Below are 12,530 nucleotides of genomic sequence, written 5' to 3' on the forward strand. Positions count from 1 at the left end.
ATAGCATTGCCAGTCAGTCATTATGGGAGGAGGCATTATGCGGCGTTTGCGGCTGGTCGAAGCGGGGGATTTGCCCAAGCACGGGGTATTCGGGCGCGATCTGGCCTTGCGCGATTTTCGCCGCTATTTGGGGCAGTCGCGCGATGGATTGTGCTATGACGCCAGCGGCGGTTTGTTCCCCAACGCGTTTACCGCGCTGGCGGGAACGGTCACGGATGGGCACGACCTGCACCTGTACTTGCCGCCCGCCTATCCGGACGGCGACCCTGATCACCGCCGCCTGCTCGATTTTGGCGTCCCCACCGACGGCTGCGCGGATTTTTTTAATGCCCGCCTGCGCCGCTTCGCTTCAAGGGAGACGGCGGCAGCGGATACCGCGCCGGAAGCGGAGACAGTGCAGTTCAGCGAGGGGCCGCAGGTGTTCGTCGGGCGGCGCGGACGTGGCAAGTCGTCACGCTTAGCGGCGAAGGCACGCTGGCTGGGGGCGGATAAACGGCTACTGGTGGTGGCACCGTTTCGCAGCAATCTCACCCGCTTGCAACAGCTGCTGGCGGATATGGATAACGTTTTTTTCCTCTCGCCGGATGACGCACTCTTCCGTGCACCACAAGTGGATTTTTTGCTGGTCGATGAGGCCTCTGCCGTGCCGCCCGCGCAGCTCTTGGCACTGACGGCGCGTTTCCCGCGCTATGCGCTCGCCGCCAGTGAGGACGGCTATGAGGGACACGGGCGGGTGTTTTCCTTGCAGGTGCTGCCGCAGCTCGTCGCGCGTGATGGTGCGGAGGTCATCGTTGAGCGGCAGGCGTGGCGTTTCGCGCATGGCGACGCGCTGGAAGCGGTGCTGGATGCGGCGTTTTTGTTGCAACCGGTGCTGGGGGAGGCGCCGACTTCGTGGCAGATTCGTCAGGTCGGGCGGGCAGAACTGGCGGCGGATGAAGCCTTGTTACGGGCGGTGTTTGCCCTGCTCTTCGCCGCGCATTACCGCACCACGCCGGAGGATTTGAAACGTCTGCTGGATTTGCCGCAACAGATGCTGTTTGTCGCCGCCGACGGTGCGCGGGTGGCGGGGGTGCTGTCGATTTTATTGGAATCGCCGTTGCCGGAGGATCTCGCGGCGGCAGTGTTGCGCGGCGAGCGGCGACCGCAAGGGCGGCTGCTGTTGCAGCAGTTGCTCGCCCGCACCGAGGAAGCGCGTTTCAACCGTCCCTGGGCGCGTATCAGCCGCATCGCCGTGCATCCTGCCCTGCGGCGGCAAGGCATCGCCACGGCGCTGATTCAGGCGGCGCAGACGGCCTGCCCCGCGCCGCTGGGGGTGAGTTACGGCTACAGCGCGGAACTGGCGGCATTCTGGCAGGCGCTCGGTTTCCGCGAGGTGTGGCGGGCGGCAGACGGGCGCGGCCTGCGCCCGACGAGTTTGCGTCTGTGCGCTACAATGAGATTTTTGTAAGGGAGGTTTTTTATGCGTTTTCTCAACGGATTGTGTGCGCTCATGCCCATCCTGCTGCTCGCCGCCTGCGGCAGCAGCGATGTTGCCGTGTCCATCAACGGCCCCGGCTTCACCGTCAACACCTACCACAACGGCCAGCAGCGTCATAACGGCAACAGCGGCAGTGGTGGCGGCGCCTTCGTGCCGCCCGGCAATATCGGCGGCGACGGCGGCACAACGACGCCCGGTGCGCAGTGGCGCCGCCTGAACGGCTTTCGCGTGACGACGGCGCGCGTCGATGGCGACGGCGTGATGCGCTATTTCCCGGAAAGCAGCGTCTGCCGCAGCTGCATCGCGACGGTTGACCGCGACAGCCCCTACACCTTCAACGGCGGCAACGGCGCCTTCCGCGCCCGGACACACGGCGGTGCCGCCCTGCTCTACCGCAACCTCTCCTACGCCACCTTCGGCAGCTTCCACGCGAGCGGCGACCGCTACCGCCATTTCCACGTCCTGCAACCGACGCCCACCGCCGCCATGCCACGCCATGGCACGGCCAGCTACGCTGGCAACGTCATCTACCGCGATAACGAAGACGGGCAAATCCGCCTCGCTGTTGATTTCGGCAGCCGCGCCGTCAGCGGCAACGTGCGCGGCCTCTCGGCGGTCGGCGGGCAGGCGCTGGACGTGCAGGGCACCATCGCCGGGAACAGCGTCAGCGGTAACGTCCACTACAACGACCGCAGCCTGGAAAAATCCGTGCCGTACAGCGGTGGCGTATTGGACGCCACCTTCGCCGGGCCGAATGCGCAACACCTCGTCGGCCAGTTCAGCCTGCCGACTGCCGTCAACCGCCAGAACCATCCCGAAACCACCGCCGTCTTCGGCGCCAACCGCGAGTAAACCATGAACTATCAGGACACCCTCGACCATCTGCACGCCCAACTGCAAGAGCACGGCAAAGTCGCGCTGGAACGCTTCGCGCGCAAAGTCATCACCGCGCTGGAAACCCAGGTGCGCGACGAAGAAGTCGCCCAGGAACTCACCATCGAACAGCCGCACTACCGCCGCCTGCGCCTGCTCGTACGCGAGCAGGACTGGAACGAACGCCGCATCGGTGCCGAACTTGACAGTCTCGATCAAGTCGCCGCCGCCCTCGGCGACGACTACCCCGCCGACAACGTCGCGCCGAAAAACCTCGCCTTCGCCAGCGCACTCGACTACTGGCGCGGCCTGCAAACGGATACCAGTGCCGCGACCGCCACCGCCATCGCCGCGCTCTACCTCGACAATGCCGACCACGAAGCCGGCCCCGGCGCGCCGGTGGACGAAAGCTGGTCGGAACATCCGCAGATCGCGCCCGCCATCGCACAACTCGAAGCGTGGATCGCGGCGACGAAATAACGCCGAACCCCGCCTCCGGCGGGGTTTCTTATATAATCGCCTGCGCAGCCCCGCTGCACCCCTATTTCCCCCAATTCACAGGAGAATCCTTATGGCCATCAGCCTGCAAAAAGGCGGCAACGTCAGCCTGAGCAAAGAAGCCCCCGGCATGCAAAAAATGCTCATCGGACTCGGCTGGGACGTACGCGTCACCGACGGCGCCGATTTCGACCTGGACGGCAGCGCCTTCCTCCTCGGTGCCAACGGCAAAGTCCGTAGTGACGCCGATTTCATCTTCTATAACCAGCCGAAATCTGCCGACGGCAGCGTCGCCCACACCGGTGACAACCGCACCGGTGAAGGCGAAGGCGACGATGAAGCCATCATTGTCGAGCTGAACAAAGTCCCGGCGGATGTCGAAAAAATCGCCATCACCGTTACCATCCACGACGCCGAAGCGCGCGGTCAGAACTTCGGCCAGGTGTCAAGCGCCTTCATCCGCTGTGTCAACCAGGACAACAACACCGAAGTTGCCCGCTTCGACCTCTCCGAAGATGCCTCTGTCGAAACCGCGATGATCTTCGGCGAAATCTACCGCCACAACGGCGAATGGAAATTCAAGGCCATCGGTCAGGGCTTCAAGGGCGGCCTCGGCCCGCTGGCGAAGAATTACGGCGTCAATATCTGATTCCTCTTTCTGCCAATCCCAGAAAATAATCTGAGTGTGTTGGCGCGTCTCTCCGTACTATCTGTACTGTCTTCGCCGCGCCGCCTTCTCAGCTTGATTCCTGATTGGTATTCCATAGCCAAAGCTGCCTGCGGGCAGCTTTTTTGTGTGCAGAGAAAAACCGCCGTAGCGGGTTTTCTCAGAACGTGTTCATAATCTCTGCAGCCATGGGAAAAGGCTGCCTGATGGCATTGGAACGTGAGCGGAATCATCTTGGCGCGGTACAAAAATTCCTTGCCGACGGTGGCTACACAGGCAGAGCATTTGCGTTGTCGGTACAGGAGTTGATGGGTGCGGGGGTAGGGATTGCCAAACGAAACGGATTGCACCGTTTTGTGGTATTGCCGAAGCGGTGGGTGGTAGGGCGCAGTTTTTCCTGGCTGGAAAAGAACACAGGCGACTTTGGAAAAACTGCGGGCGTAAGCTGAGTACCCGTCTGCAAATGGTGGTTTTGGCTTTCTTGGGAGTCCTGCCACGAAGACTATAAACACGTTCTAAGGGCAAGAAAAAACCGACGCGGACGCCGGTTTTTCGCTAGCCGTAGTAAACGGCTATCAGGGGGTAATGTCACCGCGTTTGCCGTAGAAGACTTGTTCGGTTTCATGCTTATTGCCAGAGGGCCCGTAATTGAGGTCGCCGACAATTTCTTCCGCATTCGGCCCGGCAATATAGAGATTATAAGAGCCGGTGATATTGCCATTAGCGCTTCTCACACCACCTTTATCAACCCCATGCGTCTTGCCAAAAGGACTGGCAAACTGGGTGATAGTCTTTTCCTGCAAGGTCAGCTCAGGACGACCATTCGCCGCAGCGACCGTACCGGAACCTTTTTTCTGCCCGAAATTGATGGTGTAAGTGAGATCAGCATCATTGGCTGCACGATCATTGAAAACTTTGCCTGCATAGATGGCCGTACCGCTGTTAGGCAGCGTTACCGTCGGTGAGTAGTAGGGGGTGGAATCACTATCCAGCGGATTGGCTCTGCTGTCTTTGCCGTAGGCAAGAGCGCCAGCATAGAAGCCGCGATAGGAGCGCAGCGTCACATCCGATTTGTATTCGGCGTTGTTGCTACCGGTGTATTTGTTTTCTGCAGTGAGTGTTTTGAAGCCCAGCGGCACGGCGGTAAGGTCAAAGGTCTGTTTTTTCTCGCCTCGTACTTCCTTCACTAGGGTTTTGCCGTCAACTTTCAGGGTAAAGGTATCATAGCCTTTATAGATGCCATCCCAGTCGTAATCGCTATCGTCGCTATAGTCGGCGGTCAGGCTTTTGACGGGCTCTGGCTGTTGCGGCTGCTGCGGGTGTTGTGGATTGTTCGGCTGTTGCTGGTTGTTACCCGGCGGTTGCGGCGCATTGTTATTGTTACTCGGCGGCGGTGTAATTTGCGGGTTGCTGTTGCTGTTGTCGCTGCTGCCACCACAAGCGGCGAGCAGACTGGCGATAAGAACGGAAAGGACGAGTTTTTTCTGCATTTTGCATACTCCTGAAAAAATGAATAGATGATGATTTTGTCGCATCCCTGCCGACAAACGGTGGTTGATCTCGCAAAATCTTGATTATGGTAACGTATTCCGAGACTTAGAAAGAGATATTGTGATGATGAAAAATTCGCAACATGCTGTAAAAACTAAGAAAAAACAAGATTGTCATCATTTTTTAATTTCTCTAAGATGCCTCTTCCTGACGGGGGTATACCCCGCCTGCTTTCCTGTCCAACGAGGAGATTTGTATGCAAGTCACGAAAGAGAGTGTCGCCGGGACGGTCGAGTCCAGCGACGTGATGGTTTATGTCGCCCCAAGCGGTGGCGGGGTGTCGCTGGATCTGACCAGCAGTGTCGGCAAGCAGTTCGACGCGCAAATCCGCGCCACGGTGGCTGATGTGCTGAAACAGCTCGGCGTGGACGCAGTCGCCCTGCGTCTGGATGATCGCGGCGCGCTGGATTGCGTGCTGCGTGCCCGTCTGAAAGCAGCACTGCTGCGCGCTACCGATGAACCTGTCGATTGGGGGAAAGTATTATGAAACTTCGCCGCAGTATGCTGTTCGTCCCCGGCTCGAATGCGGGCATGATCAGCAACACCTTTATTTACAAACCCGATTCCATCATGTTCGACCTGGAAGATTCCGTGGCGCTGGCCGAGAAGGACACCGCGCGGATGCTGGTCGCCCATGCCCTGCAACACCCGCTCTACCGCGAGATGGAAACCGTGGTACGCGTCAACCCGCTCGCCTCCGAATTTGGCCTGCTGGATTTGAACGCCGTCGTGCGCACCGGTACCGACATCGTCCGTCTGCCGAAGACCGACAGCGCCCAAGACATCGTCGATATGGACAAGGCCATCACCGAGATTGAAAAGGCTTGTGGCCGCGAAGTCGGCAGCACGCAACTGCTCGCCGCGATTGAATCCGCGCAGGGCATCCTCGCGGTGAACGACATCGCCAAAGCCTCGCCACGCCTGATGGGTATCGCGCTCGGCGCGGAAGATTATGTGCGCAACATGAAAACGGAGCGCTCACCGGACGGCATCGAGTTGCTCTTTGCCCGCAGCAGCATCCTGCATGCCGCCCGTGCCAACGGCCTGATGGCGTTTGACACCGTCTATTCCGACGCGCGCAACGAAGAAGGTTTCCTGCGCGAGGCTTCGCTCATCAAGCAGCTTGGTTTCGACGGCAAATCGCTCATCAACCCGAACCAGATCACCCTTATCCACAACCTGTTCGCGCCGACGCAGAAAGAAGTCGATCACGCCACGCGCGTCATCGCCGCTGCCGAAGAAGCCGAACGCAACGGTTCCGGCGTTGTCTCGCTCAACGGCAAAATGGTGGATACGCCCATCATCGAACGCGCCAAACTGGTTCTGCAACGCGCAGCCGCATCCGGCATCAGAGAGGAATAAACGAATATGAACAGAGAACAACGCGTCAAAGGCGGCCTTGCTGCGGCAGCCGGCCTCAAACCCTTCGCCGCCAGTGAGAAAAAAGTTACCTTCGGCGAGCGCGCCCCGCGCAAAGTCGTGACCAGCATCGAAGACGCCGTGCGCGCCTGCGGTCTCAAAGACGGCATGACCGTCTCCTTCCACCACGGCTTCCGGGGCGGCGACTACACCGTCAACATGGTGATGGACATCCTCGCCAAAATGGGCTTCAAAAACCTCACCGTCGCTTCCAGCTCGCTCACCGGCGTACACGCGCCCCTGGTTGAGCACATCAAAAACGGCGTGGTCAGCAAACTCTACTCCTCCGGCTTGCGCGGCAAACTCGCCGACGCCATCTCGGCGGGCATCCTCAAAGAACCCGTGCAAATCCACTCGCACGGCGGCCGCGTCCACCTCGTGAAAAGCGGCGAACTGCATATCGACGTCGCCTTCCTCGGCGTCCCCGTCTGCGACCACTTCGGCAACGCCAATGGCCAGCACGGACAAAGCGTCTGCGGCTCGCTTGGCTATGCCATGACCGATGCCGAATATGCCGACAAAGTCGTCCTTTTGACCGAAGCCATCGAAGACTTCCCGACCGCGCCGCACAGCATCGCGCAAGACCAGGTGGACTACATCGTGAAAGTGGATGCCGTCGGCGATCCGGCGAAAATCGGCGCAGATGCCACCCGCATGACCACCAACCCGCGCGAACTGCTTATCGCCCGCCACTGCGCCGACGTCATCGCCAAATCCGGCTACTTCTACGACGGCTTCTCGCTGCAAACCGGCACCGGCGGCGCCTCGCTGGCCGTGACCCGCTTCCTTGAAGACAAAATGCGTCGTGAAAACATCACCGCTGCCTTCGGTCTCGGCGGCATCACCGCGACTATGGTCGCCCTGCACGAAAAAGGCCTTATCAAAAAACTGCTCGACGTGCAGAGCTTCGATGCCAACGCTGCCAAATCGCTGGCGCGTAACCCGAACCACATCGAAATCAGCGCCAACCAGTACGCCAATTACAGCTCAAAAGGCGCTTCCGTCGAGCAGCTTGATGTTGTCGTCCTGAGCGCGCTTGAAATCGATACCGGCTTCAACGTCAACGTCCTCACCGGCTCGGACGGCGTCCTGCGCGGCGCATCCGGCGGCCACTGCGATACCGCCGCCAATGCCCGCCTCGCCATCATCGTCGCCCCGCTGGTGCGCGGCCGCATCCCGACCGTGGTGGATGAAGTCATCACCTGCATCACCCCCGGCGAACACATCGACGTGCTCATCACCGACCACGGCGTGGCCGTCAACCCGCGCCGCCCGCAACTGGCCAAACGCCTGCGCGAGGCCGGGGTTGAGCTGACCACCATCGAAGCCCTGCACGAACGCGCCATTGCGCTGACCGGCAAACCGGAAAAAATCCGCTTTACCGACAAACCGGTCGCCGTCGTGCGCTACCGCGACGGCAGCGTCATCGACACCGTCTATCAAGTCGCTGACTGACAAAAGCACAGGGTGGGCCAACAAGCCCACCCTTCCTGTATCCCATTGCCGCACCCGCATCACCCCAACTCACGAAGAGGAAGAACCCCATGACCGAATTACAAAGCGCCCTGTCCCACGTCTCGCTTGGCACCAATAACTTCGCCGCAGCCGCCGCCTTCTACGACAAAGTGCTGGTCACCCTCGGCATCAAACGCACCATGGATCTCAGCGAACACAACGCCATCGCCTATGGCCGCGCCTATCCCGAATTCTGGATACAAAGCCCAATCAACGGCCAGCCCGCGCAAACCGCCAACGGCACCCACGTTGCCTTCCTGGCGGAAACCCCCGCCCAGGTGGACGCTTTCTACGCCGCCGCTATCGCTGCCGGCGCGACGGACGACGGCGCACCGGGTGGCCGTCCACACTACGGTCCCGAATACTACGGCTGCTTCGTCCGCGACCTGGACGGCCACAAAATCGAAGCCATGGCCTGTAACGTCGCCTGAGGCCATCCCTTGACCCAACGTACTGCCACACAACTGGTATATACTCAAAACACAAAACATATATACAAAGAGGTGAATATGCTGACCAAAGTCTTTCAAAGCGGGAACAGCCAGGCAGTACGTATTCCGCTGGACTACCGCTTCAATACCGACACCGTAGAAATCTTCCGTGCAGATAACGGCGACATCATCCTGCGGCCGGCACGCCTGTCCGGCGAAGCCTTCCTTGACCTGTTTAGCGGATTTGATGACGACTTCATCGCTGCCCTGGCAGATCGTGACGACGATCTCCCTCCGGAACGCGACAGCCTATGATGTATCTGCTGGATACCAACATCATCATTTACCTGATGAAAAACCACCCGGCAAGCGTAGCGGCACGGATAGCGCAACTGCCTACGGCGGCATGTCTTGCGATGAGCTTTATTACCTACGGCGAATTACACAAAGGCGCACAGGGAAGCCAAAACATGGCGGTAGCATTGGCAGCCATTGAGCGAATGACGCAGCACATCACCGTTCACTATCCCGATGCCGCGACCTGCCATCACTACGGTATCTGGGCTAACCGCCTGAAACGACAAGGCACCCCGATCGGCAGCAACGACCTGTGGATCGCCTGCCATGCCTTGAGCCTCAATGCCGTACTGGTCACGCACAACGTGCGTGAATACCGGCGGATAGAAACACTGACCATCGAAGATTGGGCGGAAGCATGAAAACCACCCGAAGCCGCCCCAGCGATGCCATCACGCGAATTGACCGAATCACCACCTGCACCACATGACCACCGCCCGCACCTACACCGCGCCCACCCCGCCCCTGCCCAGCCACGAAGGCCGGGCGGTTGCGCTGGATGACATCCTCGTCGCGCGCGATACCCGTGCCGCGCGGCAGCAGGCGATGCAGGCCGCAGGCGGCGTCCTCATCTCGCTCACCCTTGCTGCGCCGGGTGCCGTCAAACGCAGCCCGCTGCTGGATGCCGTCTTCCAGGCGGCGCAACAAGCGGTTGAAAACACCATCCCCACTCCGCAAGCAGTCAACATCCACATTGACGACTGCGGCCATCATGCCCTCTACCATGTGGACGGCGACGCACACGAGTGGAAACACGCCATGCTCGCGCTGGAAGCGGCCTCACCGCTCGCCCGCCTGTGGGACATCGACATCATCGCCGCCAATGGCCGCCCCATCAGCCGCGCCGATTACGGCCTGCCGCCGCGCCGCTGCCTCCTCTGCGACGACGACGCCAAAAACTGCGCTCGCGCCCGCCGCCACAGCATCAACGAGCTCAACGCCGACATCGCCCGCCGCTACCGCCTGCTTCAACAGGCCGAACACATCGGCGCGGCCATGCGTCAAGCCCTCATCACCGAAGCAACGCTGACCCCGAAAGCGGGACTGGTGGACGCCAGCAGCAACGGCGGCCATCACGACATGACCCTCGCCCACTTCCTCGCCAGCGCCGATGCCATCGCCCCCTACCTCGCCGCCTGCGCCGCGCGCGGCATGACCTTCGCCGCTGACGCTGCCAGTCCCGTCATCCTCGCCGCCATCCGTCCCATCGGCATCCAGGCCGAAGCCGCCATGCTGACTGCAACCGGCGGCGTTAATACCCACAAGGGCGCCGTCTTTGCTTTCGGCCTCACCGCCGCCGCCCTCGGCAGAAACCTCGCGGCGGGCAGCAGCGCCACCCTCGCGCAAACGCTGGCCGACATCCGCGCCATCAGCGCCGACCTCGTTGCCGAACAGGGTGCAGGCGACAGCGCCGGACAACGCGCTTACCGCCAACACCACATCACCGGCGCGCGCGGCGCAGCGGCAGACGGCTACCGCCTCATCACCGCCCACGCCCTGCCCGCTTACCAACGTATCCTCAGCGCTGGCGGCAGCGAACACCACGCCCTGCTTGCCACCCTCGTCACCCTCTACGCCACAAACGACGACACCACCACCATTGCCCGCGTCGGCCTGGACGGCCTGCGCGCCCACCAGGAATGGGCCAAGCGGCTGCTTGCAGATGAAACCACTCTCATGGACGAGAACCGCCTCAGCGCCGCCATCGCCGCCTACGATTACGACTGCACTGCACGCCGCCTGAGCGCCGGCGGCAGTGCCGACCTTTTGGCGCTCACCGCCTATTTCGGCCGCCATTTCCCGACTTCGCTTCCCACCACAGAAGCAAGACCCGCCGCATGCGCGGCGGACAACCCCAACGGCATCCCCGCCGTCCCTCTAATGCATAACCAGAAAGGTACCGCATGAATACCAAAAAACTCATCCACTACGCCATCATCCTGGCGTGTCCCATCCTGACCTACCTCTTCCCCGCGCCGCTAGGTCTACCCATCATCGGCTGGCACCTCTTCGGCGTATATGTCGGCACCATCCTCGCCATCATGTTCAAGCCCTTCCCGCTGCCAATCGTCCTGCTTGCCGGTGTGGCGCTGGCTTCCATCGTCGTCGGCACGACGCCCGCCGAGACACTGGCAGACGGCACCAAACTGGCCCTCAAAGAAAACGACGTATTGAATGGCTACAAATCCGGTACCACCTGGCTGGTCTTCGCCGCCTTCGCGATGAGCACTGCCTTCGTCACCACCGGCCTTGGCAAACGCATCGCCTACCTGATGATCCGTGCCTTCGGCGGCACCACCCTGCGCCTTGGCTACGTCAACGCCTGCCTTGACCTGCTGCTCTCGCCGGCGATGCCTTCCACCACTGCGCGCGCTGGCGGCATCATGTTCCCAATCATGAACTCCGTCACCGTCTCGCTGGGTTCCGATCCGGAAAAAAGCCCGCGCAAAGCCGGCCACTACCTGCTGCTCAACACCTACATGATCGTGAAAACCACCGGCTACATGTTCCTGACCGCGATGGCGCCGAACGCCGTTGCCCTTGAACTGATGAAACCGATCACCGGCATCACCTTCAACTGGCCGCAATGGTTCCTTGCCGCGAGCGTGCCGGGCCTGCTCTGCCTGCTGCTCACCCCGCTGGTCGTGTACGTCCTCTACCCGCCGGAACTGAAAAAAGTCGATAACGCCGCTATCGCCAAAAAAGGCCTGGAAGAAATCGGCCCGATCAGCAAACAGGAAAAAACCCTGCTCGGTCTCTTCGTTGTCGCCGTCCTTGCCTGGATTTTCTCCGAACAACTGCACGTATCTCCCTCAACCATTGCCATCTCCGTCATGGCGCTGCTCGTCATCCTCGCCGTCATCAACTGGGAAGATCTGCTGAAAAACAAAGGCGCCTGGAACACCTTTATCTGGTATGGCGGCATCCTCGGCCTCTCCTCCGTGCTCGACAAAGCACACTTCTTCACCTGGCTGTCTGAAACGCTCAAGCAAGTGATGAACTTCGGGGAAGGACACGCCACCGTTGCCACCATCGCCATCCTTACCGTCAGCGTCGGCGTGCGCTACCTCTTCGCTTCTGGTGGTGCCTACGTGGCGGCGATGGTGCCGGTTTTCTCAGCTGTCGGCATGGCGGCAGGCGCCCCACCAACCCTGCTCGCCCTCGGCCTGCTCTTCTCCAACTCCTACGGCGGCGCGCTCACCCACTACGGCTCCGGCCCGGCCCCGGTCATCTTCGGCGCCGGCTACCACGACACCAAATCCTGGTGGATCGTCGGTGCAGTGGTCGGCTTCGGCAGCCTGCTCATCCACGTCACCGTCGGCTTCGCCTGGTGGCAAACCCTCTCCGGCATGGGTATCTTTTAAACAGCATAGCTGTTGCGAAAAAGCCGAACCTGCGGGTTCGGCTTTTTTGTGGGCAGGGTATGGATGATTCGCTTGATGAGCATCTGAGAACCCAGTGTTTACGCCGCTTGGCTGGCCCAGTAACTACGCCGCTTGGCGGGTCCGGTGCTTATAGTTAAATAGCAAAAAAACAGTAACCATCAAAATTATGACCTATCCAGCCCATATCCGTAAAAAAATCCTTGCAGAACTTGAAGATAGCACCTATCGCGAAGTGGCAGCCGGACACCGCATCAGCCCCAACATCCTCGCTACCTGGAAGAAACAGCCACAACCCAAAGGCAGCCGCCGTTCTACGCCTCGCCTTCTCACAGAAGAAGTCATCCGGTAAGACGTAG

14 protein-coding genes and 1 pseudogene are annotated in these 12,530 nt (G+C 60.7%); 14 read left to right on the forward strand and 1 reads right to left on the reverse strand.

Annotation, left to right across the window (positions count from 1 at the left end):
- The first annotated feature begins 37 nt into the window (after window positions 1-37).
- The 5 genes and pseudogenes from DY250_RS10815 to DY250_RS10835 form a co-directional block, all read left to right on the forward strand.
- Window positions 38-1,447 (forward strand): GNAT family N-acetyltransferase, encoded by a 1,410-nt coding sequence (locus DY250_RS10815; protein WP_172542343.1) that lies wholly within the window; start codon window positions 38-40, stop codon window positions 1,445-1,447.
- Between the two features lie 12 nt (window positions 1,448-1,459).
- Window positions 1,460-2,329, forward strand: coding sequence for a transferrin-binding protein-like solute binding protein (locus tag DY250_RS10820; RefSeq protein WP_115612296.1), 870 nt, complete (start codon window positions 1,460-1,462; stop codon window positions 2,327-2,329).
- A gap of 3 nt (window positions 2,330-2,332) precedes the next feature.
- Window positions 2,333-2,830 carry a hypothetical protein gene (locus tag DY250_RS10825; RefSeq protein WP_115612297.1) on the forward strand — a complete coding sequence of 166 codons (498 nt, stop codon included), beginning with the start codon at window positions 2,333-2,335 and terminating at the stop codon, window positions 2,828-2,830.
- Window positions 2,831-2,921: 91 nt separating this feature from the next.
- Window positions 2,922-3,497, forward strand: a complete 576-nt coding sequence (locus DY250_RS10830; RefSeq protein ID WP_115612298.1) for a TerD family protein — start codon at window positions 2,922-2,924, stop codon at window positions 3,495-3,497.
- A gap of 215 nt (window positions 3,498-3,712) precedes the next feature.
- A pseudogene (locus DY250_RS10835) lies at window positions 3,713-4,023 on the forward strand (transposase); the annotation flags it as partial.
- Between the two features lie 67 nt (window positions 4,024-4,090).
- Here the strand turns inward: DY250_RS10835 and DY250_RS10840 are convergent.
- The gene (locus DY250_RS10840) at window positions 4,091-5,005 is read right to left on the reverse strand and encodes a factor H binding protein domain-containing protein (protein ID WP_172542345.1); all 915 of its coding nucleotides are present in this window, start codon (window positions 5,003-5,005) and stop codon (window positions 4,091-4,093) included.
- A gap of 257 nt (window positions 5,006-5,262) precedes the next feature.
- Between DY250_RS10840 and citD the strand changes: the two genes are divergently transcribed.
- The 9 genes from citD (at window position 5,263) to DY250_RS10885 (ending at window position 12,523) form a co-directional block, all read left to right on the forward strand.
- Window positions 5,263-5,553, forward strand: a complete 291-nt coding sequence (citD, locus tag DY250_RS10845) for a citrate lyase acyl carrier protein (protein WP_115612301.1) — start codon at window positions 5,263-5,265, stop codon at window positions 5,551-5,553.
- A complete protein-coding gene (gene citE, locus DY250_RS10850) occupies window positions 5,550-6,428 on the forward strand; it encodes a citrate (pro-3S)-lyase subunit beta (protein ID WP_115612302.1) in 879 nt (292 codons plus the stop codon). Before citD ends, citE begins: the two co-directional genes overlap by 4 nt.
- Window positions 6,429-6,434: 6 nt before the next feature.
- Entirely contained in the window at window positions 6,435-7,940 is a 1,506-nt protein-coding gene (gene citF, locus DY250_RS10855; protein ID WP_115612303.1) for a citrate lyase subunit alpha, read from the forward strand.
- Window positions 7,941-8,029: 89 nt separating this feature from the next.
- On the forward strand, window positions 8,030-8,431 hold the full coding sequence (locus DY250_RS10860) for a VOC family protein (protein ID WP_115612304.1): 402 nt from the start codon (window positions 8,030-8,032) through the stop codon (window positions 8,429-8,431).
- Window positions 8,432-8,509: 78 nt separating this feature from the next.
- Window positions 8,510-8,746, forward strand: coding sequence for an antitoxin (locus DY250_RS10865; protein ID WP_115612305.1), 237 nt, complete (start codon window positions 8,510-8,512; stop codon window positions 8,744-8,746).
- Complete coding sequence (locus DY250_RS10870) at window positions 8,743-9,150, forward strand: type II toxin-antitoxin system VapC family toxin (RefSeq protein ID WP_115612306.1); 408 nt, start codon at window positions 8,743-8,745, stop codon at window positions 9,148-9,150. The genes DY250_RS10865 and DY250_RS10870 overlap by 4 nt, the downstream gene beginning before the upstream one ends.
- Window positions 9,151-9,214: 64 nt before the next feature.
- Window positions 9,215-10,696, forward strand: coding sequence for a citrate lyase holo-[acyl-carrier protein] synthase (gene citX, locus DY250_RS10875; RefSeq protein WP_115612307.1), 1,482 nt, complete (start codon window positions 9,215-9,217; stop codon window positions 10,694-10,696).
- Entirely contained in the window at window positions 10,693-12,153 is a 1,461-nt protein-coding gene (locus tag DY250_RS10880; RefSeq protein WP_115612308.1) for an anion permease, read from the forward strand. The genes citX and DY250_RS10880 overlap by 4 nt, the downstream gene beginning before the upstream one ends.
- A 187-nt stretch (window positions 12,154-12,340) precedes the next feature.
- Window positions 12,341-12,523: a transposase gene (locus tag DY250_RS10885; protein ID WP_115612309.1), complete on the forward strand. Its 183-nt coding sequence runs from the start codon at window positions 12,341-12,343 to the stop codon at window positions 12,521-12,523.
- The last annotated feature ends 7 nt before the right edge of the window (window positions 12,524-12,530 follow it).

It is taken from the genome of Cardiobacterium valvarum (assembly GCF_900460955.1).
Classification (GTDB): Bacteria; Pseudomonadota; Gammaproteobacteria; order Cardiobacteriales; family Cardiobacteriaceae; genus Cardiobacterium; species Cardiobacterium valvarum.